This window comes from Lysinibacter sp. HNR, assembly GCF_029760935.1.
GTDB lineage: Bacteria > Actinomycetota > Actinomycetes > Actinomycetales > Microbacteriaceae > HNR.
In genome coordinates, this window is sequence record NZ_CP121684.1 from 406,406 (window position 1) to 427,824 (window position 21,419).

General features: G+C 54.9%; 14 protein-coding genes and 1 pseudogene. 7 read left to right on the forward strand and 8 right to left on the reverse strand.

Annotation, left to right across the window (positions count from 1 at the left end):
* Positions 1-38: 38 nt before the first annotated feature.
* From FrondiHNR_RS01820 to FrondiHNR_RS01830, 3 genes are read right to left on the reverse strand one after another with little or no spacing between them, the layout of a single operon-like run.
* Entirely contained in the window at positions 39-1,370 is a 1,332-nt protein-coding gene (locus FrondiHNR_RS01820; protein WP_279353544.1) for an extracellular solute-binding protein, read from the reverse strand.
* Positions 1,367-2,185, reverse strand: a complete 819-nt coding sequence (locus tag FrondiHNR_RS01825) for a carbohydrate ABC transporter permease (protein ID WP_279353545.1) — start codon at positions 2,183-2,185, stop codon at positions 1,367-1,369. The genes FrondiHNR_RS01820 and FrondiHNR_RS01825 overlap by 4 nt, the downstream gene beginning before the upstream one ends.
* Positions 2,182-3,096, reverse strand: coding sequence for a sugar ABC transporter permease (locus FrondiHNR_RS01830; protein ID WP_279353546.1), 915 nt, complete (start codon positions 3,094-3,096; stop codon positions 2,182-2,184). Before FrondiHNR_RS01830 ends, FrondiHNR_RS01825 begins: the two co-directional genes overlap by 4 nt.
* A gap of 138 nt (positions 3,097-3,234) precedes the next feature.
* Between FrondiHNR_RS01830 and FrondiHNR_RS01835 the strand changes: the two genes are divergently transcribed.
* Positions 3,235-4,206, forward strand: a complete 972-nt coding sequence (locus tag FrondiHNR_RS01835; RefSeq protein ID WP_279353547.1) for an inorganic phosphate transporter — start codon at positions 3,235-3,237, stop codon at positions 4,204-4,206.
* Positions 4,207-4,208: 2 nt separating this feature from the next.
* Positions 4,209-4,856: a DUF47 family protein gene (locus tag FrondiHNR_RS01840; protein ID WP_279353548.1), complete on the forward strand. Its 648-nt coding sequence runs from the start codon at positions 4,209-4,211 to the stop codon at positions 4,854-4,856.
* Positions 4,857-5,015: 159 nt separating this feature from the next.
* On the opposite strand, the gene FrondiHNR_RS01845 is transcribed toward FrondiHNR_RS01840, so the two are convergent.
* The gene (locus FrondiHNR_RS01845; protein WP_279353549.1) at positions 5,016-7,346 is read right to left on the reverse strand and encodes a glycerophosphodiester phosphodiesterase family protein; all 2,331 of its coding nucleotides are present in this window, start codon (positions 7,344-7,346) and stop codon (positions 5,016-5,018) included.
* Between the two features lie 698 nt (positions 7,347-8,044).
* Complete coding sequence (locus tag FrondiHNR_RS01850) at positions 8,045-9,394, reverse strand: MFS transporter (protein WP_279353550.1); 1,350 nt, start codon at positions 9,392-9,394, stop codon at positions 8,045-8,047.
* Between the two features lie 162 nt (positions 9,395-9,556).
* On the opposite strand from FrondiHNR_RS01850, the gene FrondiHNR_RS01855 reads away from it, so the two are divergent.
* Together FrondiHNR_RS01855 and FrondiHNR_RS01860 are read left to right on the forward strand one after the other, a co-directional pair.
* The gene (locus FrondiHNR_RS01855; protein ID WP_279353551.1) at positions 9,557-10,726 is read left to right on the forward strand and encodes a UDP-N-acetylglucosamine--N-acetylmuramyl-(pentapeptide) pyrophosphoryl-undecaprenol N-acetylglucosamine transferase; all 1,170 of its coding nucleotides are present in this window, start codon (positions 9,557-9,559) and stop codon (positions 10,724-10,726) included.
* 47 nt (positions 10,727-10,773) lie between these two features.
* Positions 10,774-11,757, forward strand: coding sequence for a GDP-mannose 4,6-dehydratase (locus FrondiHNR_RS01860; protein ID WP_279353552.1), 984 nt, complete (start codon positions 10,774-10,776; stop codon positions 11,755-11,757).
* Between the two features lie 27 nt (positions 11,758-11,784).
* Here the strand turns inward: FrondiHNR_RS01860 and FrondiHNR_RS01865 are convergent, their stop codons facing one another.
* Both FrondiHNR_RS01865 and FrondiHNR_RS01870 read right to left on the reverse strand, forming a co-directional pair.
* Complete coding sequence (locus FrondiHNR_RS01865) at positions 11,785-13,152, reverse strand: HAMP domain-containing sensor histidine kinase (protein WP_279353553.1); 1,368 nt, start codon at positions 13,150-13,152, stop codon at positions 11,785-11,787.
* Entirely contained in the window at positions 13,149-13,829 is a 681-nt protein-coding gene (locus FrondiHNR_RS01870) for a response regulator transcription factor (protein ID WP_279353554.1), read from the reverse strand. The genes FrondiHNR_RS01865 and FrondiHNR_RS01870 overlap by 4 nt, the downstream gene beginning before the upstream one ends.
* A gap of 715 nt (positions 13,830-14,544) precedes the next feature.
* Here FrondiHNR_RS01870 and FrondiHNR_RS01875 point away from each other — a divergent pair.
* The 3 genes and pseudogenes from FrondiHNR_RS01875 to FrondiHNR_RS01885 all read left to right on the forward strand — a co-directional run.
* Positions 14,545-17,247 (forward strand): annotated as a pseudogene (locus FrondiHNR_RS01875) (family 78 glycoside hydrolase catalytic domain); the annotation flags it as partial.
* Entirely contained in the window at positions 17,245-19,611 is a 2,367-nt protein-coding gene (locus FrondiHNR_RS01880; protein ID WP_279354447.1) for an alpha-L-rhamnosidase C-terminal domain-containing protein, read from the forward strand. The pseudogene FrondiHNR_RS01875 and the gene FrondiHNR_RS01880, both read left to right, overlap by 3 nt.
* Positions 19,612-19,715: 104 nt before the next feature.
* Positions 19,716-20,414: an SDR family NAD(P)-dependent oxidoreductase gene (locus FrondiHNR_RS01885; protein WP_279353555.1), complete on the forward strand. Its 699-nt coding sequence runs from the start codon at positions 19,716-19,718 to the stop codon at positions 20,412-20,414.
* Between the two features lie 276 nt (positions 20,415-20,690).
* Here FrondiHNR_RS01885 and FrondiHNR_RS01890 read toward each other — a convergent pair whose 3' ends face one another.
* Positions 20,691-21,116 (reverse strand): hypothetical protein, encoded by a 426-nt coding sequence (locus FrondiHNR_RS01890; RefSeq protein WP_279353556.1) that lies wholly within the window; start codon positions 21,114-21,116, stop codon positions 20,691-20,693.
* Between the last annotated feature and the right edge of the window lie 303 nt (positions 21,117-21,419).

A 21,419-nucleotide genomic window follows, 5' to 3' on the forward strand; every position in this document is an offset into this window, starting at 1 on the left:
TGATAAATAGGGGTAAAGACAAGGGGTCGAATTGGATGTTAGCGGCGCTCGTTGTAGGTAGCGATTGCTTTGTTCCCTGCTTCTTCTGCGTTGCGAAGCGCCGTTTGTGGGTTGCCGCCACCGATGATCTCTTCGAGTGCTGACTTGACCAACGGGCGCGCCTGCCCCATTGCCCCGGTGTGGCATCCGGCGCTTGCCGTGGTGCTGGGTGTGTTCTCTAATTGATTCAGAAGTACAGATTGCATCGCATTTGTTGCTGGTGACTGAGAAAGAGAGTTCAGGGCACTGAGCGAGGTAGGGAGGTAACCTGTTTCGGCAAAGATGCGCTCTTGTGCGGCGTCAGAGGCGAGAAACTCCCCAAAACTTGCGGCCGCAGCTAGCTCTTGATCGCTGTGACCTTCTTTGATGATCCAGACTGAACTACCCCCGGGAACCGCTCCACCGTTGGAGGAGGATACCGGAAATGGCCAGACACCAAAATCGAAGTTAGCGGCAGCCTTAACATCGCCATAGATACGTGAGGACTGCACCATCAGCGCTGCCTGGCCGGTGCTGAACGCGGTGAGAGACGCGGTTCCGTCGCTACCGGTGTTGAGCATTGCACCCGAGCGAACCAAATCTTGAATTTCCTGCCAGATGTCAACCTGAGTATCAGAAGCATAGTTAAATTTTTCGGCGGGCTCGGCACCAACTCCATTCTCAGGAGTGCAGTACTCGAGGCCCGCTGCAGCGGAGAACTGTTCAGCCCACCACGGGTCGGTGAACATGGTTAGCCCGGCAGTTCCTGAGCTGGAGTGAATCTGCGCGGCGAGGCTGAGAAGCTCCGTGATACTTGTCGGTGCGTTGGCCGGGTCGATCCCGGCCTGAGTGAGAAGTTCGGTGTTGTAGATCACGGCCGGCTGAGAAACCATTATTGGATACGATGATAGTTCGCCATCGAAAGTGTAATAGTTTTTGATGATGGGAACGAGGTCCGTACCGCTGTACTTTTTCCCTTCGCTGTTTGTGACTGATCCTGGAGGTGCAGTCAACCCGGTGTCTTTGAGATAGGTTGAGAAGGTGTCTCCTCCCTGAATCAACACTGGGAGATCGCCCGCTTGTACCGCGTTTGTGAGCTTTGAAATTGATTCGTCGTATGAGCCTTGAAAGAGAGGTTTGACGACGATCTCTCCAGCGTGATCCTCGTTAAATTCGTCAACGAGAGTGCCTAGGGTTGTGGCGGGCACGCCAGAAACGGAGTACCAAAAATCGAGTTCAACAGCGTCGCTAGTCGTGGAGGTGTCTGTGCTACTACAGCCCAGTAGAGCACCGAGTAGAACGACACCGAGGGCGGTGCTGAGAGTACGAACGTGGGGGATATGGGTTGTCATTTTACTGCTCCTTGTGTAAGGCCCCGTGCTAAAAATCTTTGTCCAATAAGCACGAGAAGGATGGTGGGAATTACGGCGATAACGATTCCGGCTAGGGCTGGTCCCATATTTGAACCGGATTCGTCGGTGAGGATTTTGATGCCAACCTGCACGGTGCGGGTGTCGGGTGTGCTGGAGACGATCAGTGGCCAGAGGTAACCGTTCCAGGCAGCAATTGCGGCCATGAGCGTTACCGTCATAATGGTGGGGGCGGTCAGTGGTACGAGGAAACGGAAAAGAAAACGGAGAGGACCGACCCCATCCATAATTGCAGCCTCGTATATTTCTTTCGGGAACGCCAGGAACGTTTGTCGAAGTAGAAAGATAGTGTAGGCGGAGACCACAAACGGTAGGAAGATGGCGATGACGGTGTTGGCGAGACCCAGTGATCGAATCGTGAGATAGTTTGCGACCAGGATGGTCTCACCGGGAATCATGATGGTCACTAGGATTATGCCGAATATCAATCCGGCGCGGGGCAGCCGTCCAAACACGAGGGCGTAGGCGGCAAGCAGCCCGGTGAGAACCTGTCCCAGGGTTTGTGCTAGAGCAACGATCACAGAGTTAAGCATTTGTTGCACCAGTGGTGCCCGGCGTAAAGCCTCGCTGAAATGCTCCAGCGTGAAACCGGTGGGAATCATGTCGGAGAGGGTCCCGCTTAGCACGGGAGCGGGTCGCACCGAGGCAAAGAGAACATAAAGAATCGGGAAGATAACCAGGAACGAGGTTATACAGAGATATCCGATGAGGAACGTGCGAGAAAGAAGCCTGCTCACGAGTAGTTAACCTTCCGTTCTAGAAAGCCAAACTGAATGATTGTCATAAGCCCGATTAGTACGAGCAGCACGATTCCGCGTGCTGAGGCACCCGCGTAGTCGGCGGTACCGCCAAATGCAAAACGCCAAATATCAAAGACTAATGTTTGGGTGGCCCCGGCTGGCCCGCCGTTTGTAACCACGTTAATAATGGTAAATTCACGAATGGCCTGCACCGATTGGGTGACAATTACAAAAAATAGTGTCGGTGTGATGAGAGGGATGGTTATGGAGCGAAGTTTTCGCAGCGCACCCGCACCGTCGATCGCGGCAGCTTCAATAACATCACCGGGAATGCTGTCGATAGCAGCAATGAGTAGTAGCGTGACAAACCCGATTGCCGTCCACACATCAACAACGATGATGGAGAGCATCGCCATGAGGGGGTCTGTAATCCAGCCGGCTGGACTCCCGGTGAGTGCTATCGCGATTTGATCAAGAATGCCGGTGGTGGGCATCATCATTGCTCGAAATGCAAGACCTCCCACAGCGGCGGATACTGCCATGGGAATCAGGACTGATGCCCGTGCGAAAACTGTTCCTCGCAGCCGTTTGGCTAGCGGAACCGCTAGGGCCAGGCCCACGATGAGCTTGCCCACAACACTGCCTACGGTAAATACGGTTGTTATCCATAGGGTGTGCCAAAAATCTGTGGACCCGAACATGTCCGCGTAGTTATCAAACCCCACAAACCCTGCCGCACGACCGAATAGGTCTGATTTTTGAAACGACAGGATGAACGTCTGTAAAAGAGGCCAATAACTAAAAACTGCTAGCACGATGAACGTTGGTGCAAGACACCACCACGCCCATCGCCTAGAGCGTGCACCCCCTCGGCGAACCGAGGGTTTATGGGGTAGAGAAATCGCCAACCAGTCCTCCTTGACCCAGGGATTTATGACTTTAAATCCTTGGTTTATATATGCGGGAGCGCGACCGCACATAAATGATAACATCTTGGGAAACGAAAAAGCGATTCATTTTCTTAACGCGACCAGAAAGGAAGGTTAATGGGTAGTGACGTGTTTTTTATTGTGAACCTCGTGGCTGCCGCGTTCTTTATCGGCCTGGTCGGGCGCAATGACGGGGCACCTCTAGTGGCACTCGCACAGCAGACGTCTCGTGGCAGCGGGCTATGGGCACCCGTTCTTGTGGTGGCCGCATTGCCGATATTGCCGCTTCTGGGAGTGCGTGGAGTGGCTGAGTCCCTTGAGGCGCTTATGTTTGGCGTCTATTTCTCTGATCAGGCCCGTTTTTCGCTTCTTCTCGCGGTCGTTATAACAATCGCTTTATCTGCGGTTCTGGCTGTTCCTAATAGCATCACGTTAGCGCTTGTCGGGGCTCTTGTCGGGGTGAGCCTCGCTAACGATGCGTCGATCAATGGTGAGATTGTGCTGAGGGTGCTTCTTTTGGCCGCTATTGCGCCGATCCTGGCAATGCTGCTGGCCTGGATGTTGGGGAGTTTGCCGCTTAGGTTGGCACCGGGACGTGCACCACGGGTACTTTCTATTCTTCGAAAAATTGCCTTTGCTGCGCTGGCGCTTGTGTACTCGGCAAATGACGGACAAAAAGTTCTTTTTATAGCTACCTTCACAACGGGAATATCCTTGGCTGCAGCAGCAAAAAACCCGGTTCTGATCGCGGTATCAACAACGTTTTTCCTGATTGGAGTTCTTGCCGGTCTTCGTCGTTCAGGCCAAGCACTAAGGCAGGGGTCTGTCTCCCCCGGCCCGATCCAAGCATTGTGGGCTCAACTTTCGGCGGTAACTGTTCTCTCGATAGGGACTGCACTCGGCGCTCCGCTGAGTATGACACAGTCCATCGTGGGAGCTGTGGTCGGGTCGGGGCTCACTCGCGGTTGGCGGTCAATTCGGTGGATGCCCGTGGCTCGAATTGCCGCTGCCTGGCTGTGGTCGTTACCTATTTCTGCCTTTACCGCCTGGTTTCTGACCTCATTACTCACCGTGTTCTCGAGAGGATGATGATGTTCCAAAATATTTTCCGCCGTCGTAAGCGTCTTCCAAAGGATCGACCAAAGCGCGGCTCAAAGCGCCGTACTATTCCGGCTCTTTTAATTCGGCAAATTAACTTTGCGCTGGAGGGTGCGGAGCTGGCGCACAGGGTCTGCACCAAAACAGTCATCGACGGTCGAGACAAGATGACCCGCATTGAACACAATGGTGATGATGCCCGCAGTGACCTGATCGAATACCTCTCGGGGACGCTCACCACACCACTTGATCGTGAGGATATTTTTCGTGCGTCTCGCTCCATTGATGATGTGCTCGATAACCTTCGAGACTTTGTGCGTGAAAGCGACCTTTGGGCGGTCTCTCTCCCTCGTCAGGCCGAGCACGCGGTGGAAGCAATTGGGGAGGCTCTTCGTCATCTCCGGCACGGGGTCGAGAACATCCGTATCTCTTCGTCACAAGAGCACCTGCGCTGTGCCCGAAAAGAAGCAAAAACCGTGCGAAAGCACTATCAAGCTGGCTTAGCCGTAATATTTACCGGCGATTTCACTATGAACACCCTGAAGCAACGCGAAATGCTTCGACGTCTCGATGTTGTTGCCCTGCGCCTCATTGAAGCAGCGGATGCGGTGATGGATGGCCAGATCAAACGAACGATGTAGGTTTGAGTCTCTCGGAAGCAGGTTTGTTGTATTGATTTGTTGTATTACTGATGGGGTAACCATTTACTGAGGGGACTGGAAGATTCTCCCGAAAGCATAGCGGTGATGCACTGTGGCATGTGCTATCGGGAGAATCTACTACTGAGAGGTGGGTGGTTATTAGCTGCCGTCACCATCAATGGTAGGAACGAATGTGCTGGTTCTCTCTTTGCGGTTCATGGAGGCGTTCCACGTTGTGTATGCCGTAACATTGTTTGGCTCGCGAGGGCAGCCGATATTGCGCGGTACTATTTCATCAGGAGGATAGAACTTATTCAAATAGAACGCTCCCTTTGCTACACAGTCATTGGGGCTGATAGTATCGTAATCTTCAAGATCAACACTCAAAAGTATTGTGTCGAAGCCAGGACTCTGTGCGAGTTTCAAGGGAACGTTGCTTCCCGGATAGATATCAAGAGCGTGATCCTGTTCTGTGTGGAAGAAGATCGATCCTGTGCCTTGTGGGGGATTCGCATTGGGGGACATTATGACTGTTCCAAAAAGATTACCCGGGGATTCGCCATCAATATTATTGACTGTGAGTTTTGCTATTTCGAAGTTTGTCCAGTGTCGTCGTATTGAGTAATTAATTGTGACGGAGCCATGGGTAGTGTATTTTCCTTTTCCTGGAATTTCATGTTCTACACCGGCGGTTGTTTTGTAGCTTTGTTTGATCTCTTCGGTAGTTGCTGCTATGTTGATTTTGGCGTAAGCAATAAGGTCGTCAGGCGAGAGCGTGTCTCTATCCCAGAGTTCAACAGAGATGTCTCCTCCATGGAATAGAGCCTGTCCACTGAAAGCATATGGTGTCTCTGTTCCCGGGGGTCCTGTGAGAGGCATGTATTGATTGGGATAGATGGGCAGGCTGTTTTCAGCGGTTCGTTCAAATAGTACTGTGCCATAAGAACTGTCATCGCTGATAGACACACTTCCGTAGAGGTCACCCGGTGCCTCCCCATCGATATCATTCACACGGATGGAATCGATTGAGACCATCATCAGGGGCGAAGTGAAACGTTGATTGGTGTTGGAACTAATGAGCGAGTTCATTGCAGCAGGTGCTGGCTCTATCGTTCCGTCCCAGACTTGACCAATATTATACAACTTGCCGCGGCCCTCAAAGTAATAGTCGATACTGTCGGTATCGTCTGAAGTGAGAACGGTTGCGCCAATATCTTCCAACCAAGGCAAGAGCATTCGGAGGTCGTTTTGCTCCGGATCATTCCCATGGTCGGCGATACGGAACTGTAACGCGTAGCAGCATTTTGAATTATTCTGGAAATACGCGTCTTTTGGAGTAATCTGTGTGGTGTTACCCCAGACACTGGGGAGTGGTTTCTCCCAATCGGTGAAGTTTTTCCGCCAAAGAACCCAGTCAGGAATAGGAACAAACTGCCCCAGCGGCTTATTCGAGGCTCGAACGAGAGCAGTGAGTTGCGCCATCGTTCCTTTTCGCGTATTTGATTCGGATATGTCACGTGGGGCATAATATCGTTCGATTTCTGCGAAAGGGGCACGATCACCGTACCCCCTGTGAGGAAAGTTGTTGTAAAACCCAACGGAGTCTTTCATTGTTACTTCCACGCTGAGGACACCATCGGTTGTTGCGTTAGATTCTGCCCAGGTTTTTGTGCCGTAATAGCTTGGTGTCATGCCCGGTGGTGTAGATAAGTCGAAACGCTTGTCGACTTCGTTGGCAATTGCGCGGCTGACTGCTACCTGTGTCAAAGGGGTGCGCGGAAGTTCGTATAGGTCCTTGAGAGAGTCTTTCCAAAGCTGAAAGGTGGGGTAAGCGCTGAGTCTAAATTTAAACACCACTCGGTCGAAGATATCTGCCTCTGGAAAAGCTTTGTGGAAGGCAAGTACTTCCCTCACTGTGGCGTGGACGTCATTATCCGATTTGATCTCTACAAAGAGAAGGGAGGCTGCTCCTTGAGTAACAGCATCTTGAAGAAACTCGTGAAAAGTGAGTATCTTGTAGTTGGTGGGGTTGCGGTCAATGGTTACTAGGTTCTTTTCCTTGAGTTGACTGAGTGTTAAAGTACTTAGTTCCGCGTTAGGGCCGGTGTTTGTTTCTGGGTCGTAGGTGGGCTCCATCATTTTGCCAATATGTGTGTCATGGAACATGACCAAATGGTCATCGGCTGTGCGTCGTAGATCTGTCTCGACACCGGGACGACAAGAAGAGTATGAGTTTCGAAACGCTTGCATGCTGTTTTCTGGTGTTGTGGCGTCAAAGTCTCCCCTGTGACGAATGGTCATAAACTCTTGCTGCCCAGCAAGCTTTTGCATTTGATGAAGGACTCCGGCAGCTGAGTGAGTACAGTGAAAACTGTTTTTTGGTGTGTTCTCAGGAGCAACATCGACAGTGTTTGCTAAAGCTGCGCTGGGAATAATAACTTGTAGAATAAGTGTCAATAAAGAGCAGATTGCGATGAACGACTGTTTCATTGTAGAGGCTTCCCCAATTAGAAATGTTGCATTCGGCTGAGTGCATTCAGAGTCTACGGGGTGTGCTGAGGAGTGGTGAAGGGTTTTTTTGCCTAGTTGTGGGTGAAAGTTCTGTAATTATTTTAGTAAAAATATATATTGCAATCAGGCTGTGGCTCTAGACTAGCTATGTTGATTTCGGCATGAGAGTTTGTACGGATAGGGATTTGGCTGAGAGTCACGGGTCTTTTGTGCCGGTCTGGAAACTGTGCTTGATGTTCTCTCTGAAGGCAGGTTTTTGTGATTTTGGTTTGGTCTACTACAGAATCATGATTTGTGGGTTATTTGCCTCACGGGGGCCTTCGAAGACCTCAGAGAGTAGTGCTAGCAACAGGGATCATCCGCGCTACGCGGGGAGTTTGGGCCGTTCAGTGTGCGAAGCGTCAAGTTCCCGGGATCATCCCCGCTACGCGGGGAACTCTGCCGATTCGCTCGTGCACACGCGGCTTGTGGCGGATCATCCCCGCTACGCGGGGATGAAGGGCTTACCAGAAACAAAAGGTGCTCCTCGAATCTGGGCTAAGCCATTGGTTCGAGGAGCACTTTACCTTATGTGTTTCCTGATGACTCATCACCTTGTTCGCCCAGAAATTGTGCTACCAATAACCTCATCTCTCTCGTAGCCGTTTCATGCATACCCCCACCTTCGCAACGGGACACTAACGCCCCACTTCAACCACCACCCGCTTTGCGCTGAGCTCTTCCTCGTTGTCCAACCAGTTGAGCCCGCGGTTGTGCAGGAAGAAGATGTAAACCAGGAGCGACGCCCCGATGGTGATCGTGGTGTAGACGATAAAGGCGGTCACGTTCTCGGTGCTGAGCGCCGCGCTGTAGAGAAGCGGAGCGGTGCCGCCAAAGATTGAGTTGGCGAGGGCGTAGCCGAGCCCGAGACCGAGGGCACGAATGTGGGCGGGAAAGAGTTCCGCCTTAACCACCGCATTAATCGAGGTATACCCGGTGATAATGACAAACGCCCCGCAGAGGATGAGGAAGGCCACAATAGGGTTGGCCGCTGAGGGCAGGGCGGTATAGAGGAATCCGGTGTAAAGTACGCCGCCGACCCCAAAGAAGACCAGGAGGGTTTTTCGGCCCACGATGTCGCTGAGCCAGCCGCCAAAGGGTTGGAGTACCATCAATACGCTGAGCGCAATGAGGTTGATCACGGTTCCGGTGATGACGTCGTCATCGGCGAAGCTCGCCTGGATAATCTTGGGTCCGTTCACCGTGTACGCGTAGAAGGCGAGTGTGCCGCCCATAGTCACGAGAAAGCACAGGATAAAGGGACGCCAGTAGTGCACCAGCAGTTCACGTAGTGAACCGGCCGACTTGTCTTTGCCGGAGCGGGCCGCATCAATCTGCTTCTTGTCCAGGGATTCATCCATGGTGCGGCGCAGCCAGAATACGATGAGGGCTCCGATGCCGCCGATAGCAAAGGCGACTCGCCATCCCCAATCGGTGATTTCCTCTGGGGTGAGAGTTGTGAGCATGATGAGTAGTGTGAGCTGGGCGAGCACGTGGCCGCCAACCAGGGTGACGTACTGGAACGACGAGAAGAAGCCGCGCCGTCCGGGAAGGGCCGCCTCCGACATGTAGGTTGCGCTGGTGCCGTACTCGCCGCCGGTGGCAAATCCCTGAAGGAGACGGCACAGAATGAGGATCACGGCGGCGCTCATGCCGATGGATTCCCGTGCGGGAGTGATAGCGATGATGAAGGAGCATCCTGCCATGAGCGAGATGGAGAAGGTTAGCGCGGCTCGGCGTCCGTGTCGGTCGGCAAAACGTCCGAAGAACCAGGAGCCAACCGGGCGCATTAGAAAGGTGAGGGCAAAGATCGCCCACACGTAGATCTGTGAGTTTGTGTCGCCCTGTGCAAAGAAGTGAAACTCGAAGTATGAGGCAAAAACCGCATACACGTAAACGTCGAACCATTCGACGAGGTTGCCCGCCGAGCCTTTTAGGGTGTTTGATGCTGAGCGTCGGAAGGGGGAGTACTCCTTTGTAGCAGACATGTCGAAAATTATATAGTGAGCTTGTTTCTGCGCGAAGGTCAAAGGTAAGTTTTTACCTGAACCGGAAAATTTTATTTCGCCTGACGTTCTCTCTAAGCCCTCAGGCTTCTCCGTCGCCCCAAGATTAAAAAGCGTTTAATTCTCGTTCTTTAGCCTCGGAATATGAACAGCACACAATTATCTGAGGCTAGCCTGATGCAGGCGAGGCCGCTCCGAGTGGCGATTGGGGCGGGAGGAACCGGCGGGCACATTTACCCGGGACTTGCTGTTGCTCAGGCACTTCAGGAGCTCCACCCCGCCGCAGAGATTACGTTTTTTGGCGCGCGTGGCCGGCTGGAGGAAAAGATCGTTCCCCAGCATGGTTATCCGCTGTACACAACGACGGTGGTCGGGTCAGTTGGGAAGAAAGCTCCTTTGGCTCCCTTTCTCTTAGCTTCAGCGGCTCTTCGCTGTTCCTCGTACCTTCGACGTTGGGGTGCGCACGTGGTGCTTGGTATGGGAGGTTACCCGAGCCTGCCCGTTGTGTTTGGTGCTCGGTTTGCGCGCTTGCCGATCATAATTCACGAGGCAAACGCGGTTGCCGGGCGTGCGAACCAGTTAGCGAGTCGTTTCACTAAGAATATTGCAGTGGCACACGTTGACGGCGGAGTGAGATTGTCCAGTAGCAACCCGGTCAGAGCGTTGGGGATGCCTCTTCTGAAGCAGTCTGTCGAATCACAACGACCGGGGTTTCGCAGTGAGTCCCGGCGCGCTTTTGGTGCCTCGGAAGAGGAAATTGTTGTGCTGGTGTGTGGCGGCAGTCTTGGTGCGCAGAGTATCACGAACGCCGCAATCAGCGCCGCGCTGTTGGCGGCTAAGACGGAGCGTATCCGCTTTATCATCAAGACGGGCGCGAGCGATGAGGAACGCGCTCAAAGGCAACTTGCCAACGTGTCAACTGCAACGGCTTACGCCTATATTGATCGGATGGATCAGGCGTATGCGGCCGCAGATATTGTGGTTGGTCGATCCGGGGCAAGCACGGTGGCGGAGCTTGCCGAGGCTGGGCTGGCGAGCATTCTCATTCCCTATCCGCACGCGATTGGTGATCATCAGAGGGTCAACGCCCAGCGACTGGTTCGTGCCAACGCCGCGGTCGTTCTGGAGGATGATCTGGTTGACGGCCCCGCCCTGCTGCGGGAAATCGTGAAATTGACTCGGCCCGGTGTGCGAGAACGGATGGGAGCTGCCGCTCGGGGGGTTCACCGTCCCGATGCGGCAGAAGAACTTGCGCGCTGGGCTATCAGTCTGGCGTACCCGGACAACACTCATCAAGATCAATCGCAAGTATAAAAGTTAGCACTATCAAGCTGTCTAAGCCCTAAGGAAAGAGGTTAAAAATGAATAATTTTTGGAAAAATCGTAGCGTCGTTGTGACAGGCGGAGAAGGATTTATCGGAAGTGTCCTCACCGAGGAGCTTCTTCGGGCAGGCGCACGGGTTACCGTTTTTGCCCACTACAAGCCCTACGGTACCCGAGGTCACCTTTCCCACCTCCTAGACGATATTAAAATTGTGAGTGGAGACATTCGTGATGCTGAACAGATCCGAGAGGCCACCAAAAATACAGACACAGTGTTTCATCTTGCTGCGCTGATCGGTATCCCCTATAGCTATGCGGCCCCTCATACTTACGTGACAACAAATGTTGAGGGAACTCGGAACGTGGTGGCTGCGTGCCAGCAAAACGGTGTACGCCGAGTGGTACACACCTCCACGAGTGAGGTTTACGGCACGGCGCTATCGGTGCCAATCTCGGAGGAACATCCGCTACAGCCTCAATCTCCCTACTCCGCGACCAAAATAGGGGCCGACGCAATTGCAATGTCTTATTACCACTCGTATGATACCCCGGTATCGATCTGTCGACCCTTTAACACGTACGGTCCGAGGCAGAGTGCCCGGGCGATAATTCCGGCGGTGCTCCAGCAGTTATTGAGCGGAGTAGACGAGCTAAAAGTTGGCTCTCTCACACCAACTCGCGACTTCACCTTTGTTTCGGATACGGCACAGGGTTTTATGGCTATTGCGGAGAGCGACAAAACCGTGGGACGCACCCTCAACCTCGGCGCGGGTGAGGAAATCTCAATCGGGGCTTTGATCGAGCTTCTTAAGAAAATCACCCAGAATTCGGCACGTGTCGTCCACGACCCTGAACGCACACGGCCAACGGGTAGCGAGGTTCACCGGTTACTCGCAGATAATCGATTGGTTCGCTCGCTCACCCGGTGGCAGCCAACTGTGTCGCTGAAGGATGGACTCACGCAGACGGCAGAGTGGTTGGCCCTTCAGCCAATTTTGCGGGCATCAGAATACGCGGTGTGAGCGGAAAGTGGAGGCCGAAGCGTTCGTCTAGGCCGGTTCTGTGCGATTGATTGGGAAGAAGACTCGAAAGTGTGTGCCCCCACCGGAACGTTTTTTAATCGTCACCTCTGCACCGTGGGCATCTGCAATCTGTTTTACCATCGCTAAACCGAGGCCAGATCCCGGAAGAGAGCGGGCTGTGGGGGTGCGATAGAAACGATCAAAAACGCGGGCCAGATGTTCCTCAGAGATACCGGGTCCACGGTCATCTACCGTAAACACAAGACCTTTTCTTGTCGGTTGGCAGGTCACGTTGATCACCCCCTCGGAGGGGCTAAATTTTGCCGCGTTATCCAGCAGGTTTGAGATAAGCCGCGCAAGCCGTTCCGGTGACCCCGTCAGAGAGGCTTGCGTAACATCTGTGCGGAACTCTACCGTAGGCCAGTGGCGCTGTGCCGCAGCAGTCTGCTGTTGGACAAGCTCTCCGAACTCAACCGTTTTGTGGGGGCGAGAACCTTCATCGCCTCGAGCAACATCAACAACATCCGCGATCAGGCCGGTCATCTCCTCAACTCCCTCAACCAGATCCTGCACGATTTGTTTCTCCTGGGTAGCGTTGAGTCTGCTATCCCCCAGCAGTTGAGTGTTTGTGCGGATACTTGTCAGAGGGGTTCGTAACTCGTGTGAGGCGTCTAGAATTAGTTGCTCCCGTGCCTTTTCCGAACGGTCGAGTTCTCCCAGCATAGAGTTAAAAGAACGGGCTAAACGGGCAAGCTCATCTTTCCCCGACTCAAGGATACGCACATCAAACTTACGATCCGCAGCAACCTGTTCGGTGGCCAGCGTCAGTTTTCGTATGAGACGCACCGCACCGCGAGAAACAAGAAATCCTAGGATTCCGCTGAGTGCAACCCCCAAAGCAGCTATACCAAGAAATAGCAGGGCAAGGCGGCTGAGCTGTGTATCTACCCGATCATTGCGAAGCGTGACCATTACGGCTTGGCCGGTGTCGACCTCCATAGCGTAACTGCGTGCGGTAGATCCCTCGAGATCAAAGTCGAAAAAATATCCCGGCTCCGTCCCCGCGGCAACCTCAACCACCCGCGGTGGAACGGGTACTGATCCGTCGGTGTTCCCCTGCGTATCCACAATCTGGATGCACGCAAGGCGAGGGGTGTACTTGCATCCGTCAGAGGTGATTGCCCAACTGTGGTATGTGATCGCTGCTTGAATCCCGCCCGCTGATCTTTGAAGCTCCGTGTCACGCTCGTTTTTGAGCGTGTTCTGTACAACGATGAATGCTCCGACCAGGCAGGAGAGAACAACAGTTGTCACCGAGAGGGCGATGCCGAGCGAAAGACGAGTTCGCAGCGACAGTTTTTGTCCGAATCCTCGAGGGGATTTCTGGCTTCTCACCCGTTGGACCCAGTCCGCAACGTGTAACCAAACCCACGTTCGGTATGGATCAGAGGTACCTCATTTTCCTCAGTAATTTTTTTCCTGAGATAGTTGATATAAACCGCGAGGGAGTTCGAGGTGAGTTGGGAGTCTTCGCCCCACACTCGTTCTTCCAGTTGCTGCCGAGAAAGAACCTGTTCCGAATTGAGTATAAATCTTTCGAGTAGGGCGGCCTCCGTGTGTGTAAACGTAATCTCCCGGTTACCTCTGCGTCCGGTTCTGGACGCGGGATCTAGCGTGAGATCTGCGTATCGCAGGGTGCCAGCCTCGGCGGTGCTTTTACGCCTCACTAGGGCACGGACACGAGCAAGAAACTCCGACAGGTCAAACGGTTTTATCAGATAGTCGTCCGCACCGGAATCAAGGCCCACAACCCGGTCTGAAACGCGGGTGCGAGCCGTCAGGATTAAAAGCGGTGTGTGGTCATTCATCCTTCTGAGCACTCGACACAGCTCCACCCCGTCGAGATTTGGCATCATCCAGTCGACTACAAAAAGGTCTGGGTCAAAGTGAATAAGTGATTCCAGTGTCTCACGCCCATCGCTCACTGCGCACACCTCGTATCGCTCGAGTTCGAGAGCGGTGGTTAGCGACCGACGGACAGCCGCGTCATCATCGGCAACCAATATTTTCATGGGCCTAATACTATGAACTCTCACTGAGAAATAGGGTGATGGAAGTATCAAAAAACCTGAGAGCTCAGTGATGTTTTGGGTTGTAGTTATCCGGGGGTTTCAATTTAGGTGCTCTGGTTGTTGCCCTGTGCTTTCTAGAGTCGCGGATCGGTAGTTCTCGCGGAAAAGTTGCTTTCATTAAAACTTATTGAACAAAACGGTTGCTTTCTTTAAAAAATCTGATGTAGGATCGGCGGTATTGTTCAGTTATGAATCGTTTCAATTTAGAATGATCACCGCGTGTTCAAGGAAACGCGTGTGATACCCAAACACAAAATAGGCAATGCAAGAAGTGCCCGATGGCCTTCACTCACAAACATCTAATCGCAAAAATCACCGGCTCAATGGAGAGGTATAACAAACAATGTCGCGTAACCCCCTATCGCGTGCATCAGCACATTTGTTTCACGCAGCCCACACCGGGTTTCGATTCCCTACCCCGCGCTCGATCATAAAACGCTCCGTAGCAGTCACCGCGGTCATCGGCCTTCTTACGAGCGGCATCTCTCTGGCCTCAACGGTAAACGCGCCCACCGCAGTTGCGGCCCCCACCGCGACCCCAACCGGCAGCATAGCGGTAACCGCTCTGCGCGTTAACGGCCTGGTGGAACCGCTTGGCATCCCGGGGAAAGACCCCGTTTTTAGCTGGAAGAACGAGTCCGACGGACGTGGCATTATGCAGACCGCGTACGAGGTGCGGGTCGCCACATCCGAGGGTGAGCTGCCACAAGCCAACGTGTGGTTATCGGGCAGAGTAAACTCCGAAGAGCAGCTCAACGTGGTGTACGACGGCCCGGATCTGGTCTCCCGCACCGCATATGCTTGGCAGGTTCGTACCTGGAACAACGCCGGTATTCGCTCGGAGTGGAGCGCCCCCGCGCACTTCGAAACCGCCATCCTGGACTCTGGCGAGTGGAATGCCGAGTGGATCGGCGGTCCCGAGGAGGGCGACCAGATGGCTCGCTGGACCGACTACACGGCATCAATCGACTTCACCATGGATAACCTGGTGCTGGGAGTCTATGCGCGAGCATCCGATGTTTCCAACGCCTATATGTGGCAGCTGAGCGTCGCCGACGGCACACCAAAGCTCCGCCCCCACAAGAAGGTAAACGGTGGCTTCTCGCTGCTCGAAGACAAGGACATCTCACAGTTTGTGTCGCTGGAAGATCTCACCGCGGGGGTGCACAACCTCACCCTCACGCTTGACGGGAGTGAGATTATCACCCTGCTCGACGGTGAAGAAATCGATCGGCGCACCGACTCCTCCCACGCGAGGGGATACATTGGGTTCCGTCAGGTTGTGGCCGCGGAGGGCCTCGAAAATGCCACGGTTCGCGGTGTAACGGTCACCTCACCAGACCACGGCGTGCTGCTAGAAACCGACTTTACAGACGGCAGAAACCCCTTTGACGGGGGCAGCGTCACGGCAAACGGTCTTGAACTGAGAGCACCCATCGAGACCATCCTCCGATCACGCACCGCGGAACCGCTTCTGCGCAAGGAATTTCCCGTGGCCAAGACCGTGACTCAGGCTCGAGTCTACGCCTCGGCCCGCGGTGTGTATCAGCTGAGCCTCAACGGTACAAAGGTTGGCGATCAGGAACTCGCACCCGGCTGGACCGACTATAACAAGCGGATCAGCTTTCAAACCTACGATGTGACCAACCTGATCTCTTCCGGCATCAATGCGTTTGGTGCCATGCTGGCCGACGGCTGGTAAGCGGGGCACATTGCCAGCTTTGGGCCGGGGATCTGGGGTACCCAAACATCGCTCATCGCCCAGTTACGCATCGACTACTCCGACGGTAGCCACGAGTGGATCAACACCGACTCTAGCTGGAAAACGACCGCCGGCCCCCTGCTTGAGTCGGACATGATCATGGGTGAGAGCTACGATGCCGGCCTGGCCCACGAGGGATGGGGTACTGCGGGATACGACGACTCGGCCTGGATACCGGCCGGTGTCTATACCGCTTCGGAAGACACCGCTGCAAAAGCACTGCTCGAGCCGCAGACCGACGATCCCGTGCGGGTTACCGAGGAGCGCACCCCGATCAGCGTTACCGAGTCGGCTCCGGGAACCTGGATCTACGACCTGGGACAGAACATGGTTGGGGTTGCGGCCCTTACCCTGACGGGAACGGCCGGTTCCACGGCGACCATTCGCTACGGTGAGATGCTCAACCCCGACGGCACCCTGTACACGGCCAACCTGCGCAGCGCAAAGGCCACCGACTACTACACGTTTACCGAGACCGGAACGGCCAGCTACACCCCGTTCTTTACCTTCCACGGGTTCCGCTACCTGGAGATCACCGGGGTTTCAACGCCCCCAACTGCCGATCAGGTGACGGGACTCGTGTGGGGGAGCGACCTCACCAATACCGGATCGCTCTCCACCTCAAGCCCCATGCTCAACCAGTTGCAGAGCAATATTGTGTGGGGTCAGCGGGGTAACTTCCTCTCGATCCCCACGGACACCCCGGCCCGTGACGAGCGCCTGGGGTGGACCGGAGACATCAACGTCTTTGCTCCCACCGCCAGCTACAACCAGGACACCCTCGCTTTCCTGGGCAAATGGCTTGTTGATCTGCGCGATTCGCAATCAGCAAATGGTGATCTTCCCGGCGTTGCGCCCCGCGCGAGCGGATGCTGCGGCGGAGGAACGGGCTGGGCGGATGCCGGAATCACCGTTCCCTACACCCTCTGGTCAACCTACGGAGACACCCGGGTCATCACCGAAAATTACGACATGATGAAAAAGTTCATGAGCTTTGTGGAGACCTCGACGGGAACCTCTTTGATTCGCGACCACAACAATTACGGCGACTGGTTACACCTGAATGACTCCACGAGCGGGAAGTTGCTCGGCACCGCGTACTACTCCTATATCTCGCGCCAGATGAGCGAGATGGCCGAGGCCGTGGGTAACACGAGCGATGCTGAATACTACGCCGATCTCTCCTCCCGAGTGCGCGAAGTGTTTGTGAGGGAGTTTGTGTTGGACGACGGAACCGTTCGGGGCAATAGCCAGACCGGCTACGCCATCGCCATCGGAATGGGCCTTATCCCCGACAATCTCCTGGCGGCGGCGGGTGACAAGTACGTGGCAAAGATCGCGTCTCGCGACTATCACCTCTCCACCGGATTCCTGGGAACGCCGTGGCTGCTGCCCGCGCTCACGATCACCGGTCACCAGGACGTGGCCTATCGGCTCCTGACCAACGAAACGTATCCGTCCTGGGGATACGAGGTCGCCTCGGGTGCCACCACCATGTGGGAGCGCTGGGACTCGCTGCGTCCCGACGGCAGCTTTGGTGACGTGGGCATGAACTCCTTTAACCACTACGCGTACGGCGCGGTGGGCGATTGGATGTACCAAAACATCGGCGGTATTAAACGGACCGGCGTGGCCTACAAAACGTTTGATATTGCCCCCTCGATCGGTGGTTCGCTCACCGGGGGCAAGGGAGCGTTTGAGTCGGTGTACGGCACCATTCGCTCGGAGTGGGAGCAGCAGGGCAACGCCCTCACGCTGAACGCTTCGGTTCCCGTCAACACAACGGCAACCGTGACGATTCCGGCGATTGACCGTTACTCGGTGCTGGAGGGCGGAGTGTCCCTCGACCGGGCATCCGGCGTGACAATCGTGTCGGAGGGCGACGGACGCGTGGTGGTCGAGGTGGGTTCCGGAGACTACTCGTTCTCTGTTGACCCTGCACACAGCGGCCTGGTGGTGGAAATCATCGGCGCGGAAGATACTCTTCCCGGTGTCACGGTTCAAAGCCTGCTACGGGTCACCAATACGGGTAGCGAACCCGTCACGGGTTTTGTTGCCGGACTCAGCCTCTCCGGCTCGCTCGTGGCAACCCCCACCCAGGTTGCGCAGCAGACGCTCGCTGCGGGTGCCAGCCTTGACCTTCCCTTTTCCGTTATGATTCCCGCGGCGACCGCTCCCGGTGCCATTACGGTTACGGCCGATGTGAGCGCCACCGTGGGCGGGGATGCTCGTCACTATCAGATCACCCAGAAACTCTTCACGGTTCTCCCCGCTCTTCAGTTCCAATCGGTATCAACCGCCGTGGAGGGCGTAGAATCTCCGGAGGTTGCCACTGTTAGTGCCGTAGTCGAGAATGCGGCGGTGGAGACCATCACCGGTCGATTTGTGGTGGATGTTCCCGGCGGCTGGCCGGTTCCCGCGCCCTCGCGCCTCGTTCGGGTAAAACCCGGAGGAACGGCAAGTGCCGATACGGTGGTGGCGATCCCGGTTACCGTCACTCAGGAGGAAGCGCCGCTTTCCGTGCGCTTTGTACACGAGGAAACAACCCTCGCAACAGCCTTCACCGCGGCAACGGTCTCCCTTGAAACTCCGCCGAGCGGCTTCACCGACCACGTTGATTTTGGTGACGTGGCCTCGGAGACCGCGCACAACGTGACCACCTCGGGACACGGCGGAAGAAGCACGGAGGCCGGGCTCACGCGACGCTACTCGGGACTCAACAATGTGGGGTCGTGGTTTGGTGCAGACTTTGCGGTTACCTCGGGTGAGCCGTTTGTGATTCGCGGTATTGAGACCTACGATCAGTCGCAGTTTAAGTCCTACGACATCCTCGTTAACGATGTTCTTATTGAGGAGCGCCTGTATCAGCGCAATGCCGGAGGGGCGGGCCTCGTCACCTTCCAGGTGCTGATCCCCGATGATGGAACCCTCACCTCCGCCGGAACGGTGAACGTTAAGTTCCGCTTTAACGGCAAGGGCTCACACGACCCCTCGATGGCCGATGTGTGGACGCTTGACGTTCCCGCAGACACCGTTGCCCCGTCGGTTACCCACGATGTTTCTAACCCCGGTAACGAGGGTTGGCACCTTGAAGGTGCCGCGGTGACCCTCGACGCAATCGACGCGCGCAGCGGCGTTGCCTCCATCGAGTACAAGACGCAGGATACCCCGTGGACGGCGTACAGTGGCGAGATTGCGCTGGAGGAGGGAATCACAGAGTTCAGTTACCGGGCAACCGATAACGCGGGTAACGTGAGCGGGGTGCGCACCGAGCAGCTACGTGTTGATGCCACCCATCCCGATACCTGGGGCTGGTTGGCCACGGAAGGGCACGCCGTGAGCGTCACCCGCGATGGCGGCTCTGGCGTTTCCAACCTGGAGTACTCCGCCGACGGCAGCACGTGGCTTCCTTCGCTGACCCACCTGCTCTCGGGGGTGAGCGCCCAGTCGCTCGACTCCCTGCACCTTCGCGCCACCGATCTTGCGGGTAACACGAGTGAGGTGCTCAACCTCGACCCGCAGGAAGAGTCACCGCTGCTCACTGCTTCTCCCGGCGAAGACCTCGTCATCCACGCCACTGGATTTGCGGCGGGAGATCGGGTGCGGGCTGAGTTGCACTCGGATCCGGTGGTGCTGGCCACAACAACGGCGGATGCCTTTGGTGTGATCGAGATGGGCGCAACTGTTCCCGCGTCGGTTCTTTCGGGGGATCACCACCTGGTGTTTGTGGTCGAGTCTGGTGACAACGGTGGGGGCGGTGGAGGCGGTAACTCCGATGGCCCCGGTGGAAGCGACTCGGACAAAACCCTCAGGGTGCCGATCAAGATTGGAGAGCGACTCAGCACCACAGGAACCGAGACGGGTCTGATTCTCTGGCTAGCGGTTGCGCTGCTCGGCCTGGGAACAACCGTGTACGTGGTGAGGAGTATGCGCCGGCGTAACCGGGTGAACACTCGCTGATGCTCCGCTTATAGCGGTTGATCGGTGGGGGCGGATGCTGTGCGAATATCCGCCCCCACCGATGCGACGCAGCGGTTGAGGGTGGCCATAATATAATTCTATGCATGAATATATTGGTGGTTGGAGCAAGTAGTGGTCTGGGTCGGGCAATAGTTGAGGGTCTTCTCTCCGATGGGAGATCCGTCACAGGGGTGTCTCGCCGCCGTCCTGAAGACCTGAATACGCCGTGGATTGAGGCTGATTTCTCCTCACCGGCTGCAGCTGCGGCCACTCTTGGTGAGCAGGGTCCTGGGCAGATCGATACGCTCATTTGGAACTTGGGTGTATGGGAGCCGACTGCGTTCACTGAAGAGTACAACTTCGGCACTGAGAACAATGAGACCACAGAGCGACTTATTGCGACCAACATTACGGGTCTGATTCTCGCGGTCCGCACTCTCTTACCGAATCTGCTTGAGAGCTCAGCGCCCAGATTGATTATTACGGGATCAACGTCGGCACTGCCTCGAAATGGGCGTCCCGAAGTTGCGTTTGGTGCCAGTAAAACAGCGCTCAATGGCATAGCCGATGCCCTCCGTGAAGGCTACCGTGAACAGGAGCTCCGCGTGACGGCATTGCAGCTTGGGTATCTCAATACCGAGGATGGGCTGGACATACCGAGGGAAGAGGCTGCAAGTCGAGGAGCAGGAGCGCTGGTGCCCGTGCACGATGTTGTCGACGTTATCCGGATGCTTCTCGGTTTGTCACCGGCTTCGTTCGTTCGGGAACTTGTTATGCCCGCGGTGCTTGATGAGCGCTTCTAGGGTCGGTTTTTACCTTATAGGATATTTGGATTGAGATGATCAGTTGTGATGCAATCTCCTGCTCCTCCCTTCACGCTTTGTGATGGTGGTTGGGACGCATTGGTGTTTTGCAGGAACAGCGAATGCCTTTGGTGTGGTTGAAGTTGGCGCAACTGTTCTCGCGTCCGCCCCCATTCTGGGTGTATAGGTTAAGGGCTGCTCGGGTGGCGGCTCTGAGTAACCTATCGGTTCTGCGCGTTGCTCGATTCTCGTCTGGTCGGACACTGCACAAAATGATTAACGAGTTTCTTGAGTCTGATTTTTGATGATCAACCTTCTGATTTTTAATGATGAGTTAAAAAATGCTCCAGTGATCATCACGTTGATCACAATAGTTACAAGGTTAAGAGCATCGTAGGATTCCGTGAAGGACACTGCTAGCAGGCTCACTGTTTGAAGTGCAAAAATACACCCGATAACGATTCCAGCAGTTGGTTTTTCGGTCAGCCTCCACCAGGGACGAGGCTTTGTCGTGTCTTCGCTACTGCCACGGAAAGTTCTCGTAAAGAAGAGAAGAGCCACAAGTTGCGCAATCGTCAGTAGTGCAAAAGTTACTAACGTACCGAAAGCCATGCCGAAGAAAACTATGATGGGCACCGCAAGAACATAAAAAACCACGACTGCGGTGATTTTATACTGCGGTGAAACTATACGTATTGTCATTGCGGTACCCTCCGTCGTTAATTCACTACGCTGTATGTGTAATAGCTGCAGTAGTTGAATCCGTAGTTGTAGTAAACGGCTTTAACGCGTTTTTTCTGGTAATGAGCGCTTGAGAGAGCATCCGCTAGTGCTGGTGATACTGAAAATGCGATGAGTGTAGTTACGACAATTCTGCTTGTGCGACTTGCTTTCACTCCCATTCTTTTGTGTGATGCTGATATCAAAATATTTCTTTTGACAAATGGAATCGTATTGTATAAAGCTCAGGATTTTATTACTCATGAGGATGATTTTTGGCGGCTT

Coding starts and splice junctions, on each gene's coding strand:
- FrondiHNR_RS01820 (WP_279353544.1), bottom strand. CDS start 1,370: ATGACAACCCATATCCCCCACGTTCGTACTCTCAGCACCGCCCTCGGT.
- FrondiHNR_RS01835 (WP_279353547.1), top strand. CDS start 3,235: ATGGGTAGTGACGTGTTTTTTATTGTGAACCTCGTGGCTGCCGCGTTC.
- FrondiHNR_RS01840 (WP_279353548.1), top strand. CDS start 4,209: ATGTTCCAAAATATTTTCCGCCGTCGTAAGCGTCTTCCAAAGGATCGA.
- FrondiHNR_RS01845 (WP_279353549.1), bottom strand. CDS start 7,346: ATGAAACAGTCGTTCATCGCAATCTGCTCTTTATTGACACTTATTCTA.
- FrondiHNR_RS01850 (WP_279353550.1), bottom strand. CDS start 9,394: ATGTCTGCTACAAAGGAGTACTCCCCCTTCCGACGCTCAGCATCAAAC.
- FrondiHNR_RS01855 (WP_279353551.1), top strand. CDS start 9,557: ATGAACAGCACACAATTATCTGAGGCTAGCCTGATGCAGGCGAGGCCG.
- FrondiHNR_RS01860 (WP_279353552.1), top strand. CDS start 10,774: ATGAATAATTTTTGGAAAAATCGTAGCGTCGTTGTGACAGGCGGAGAA.
- FrondiHNR_RS01870 (WP_279353554.1), bottom strand. CDS start 13,829: ATGAAAATATTGGTTGCCGATGATGACGCGGCTGTCCGTCGGTCGCTA.
- FrondiHNR_RS01880 (WP_279354447.1), top strand. CDS start 17,245: ATGTACCAAAACATCGGCGGTATTAAACGGACCGGCGTGGCCTACAAA.
- FrondiHNR_RS01885 (WP_279353555.1), top strand. CDS start 19,716: ATGAATATATTGGTGGTTGGAGCAAGTAGTGGTCTGGGTCGGGCAATA.
- FrondiHNR_RS01890 (WP_279353556.1), bottom strand. CDS start 21,116: ATGACAATACGTATAGTTTCACCGCAGTATAAAATCACCGCAGTCGTG.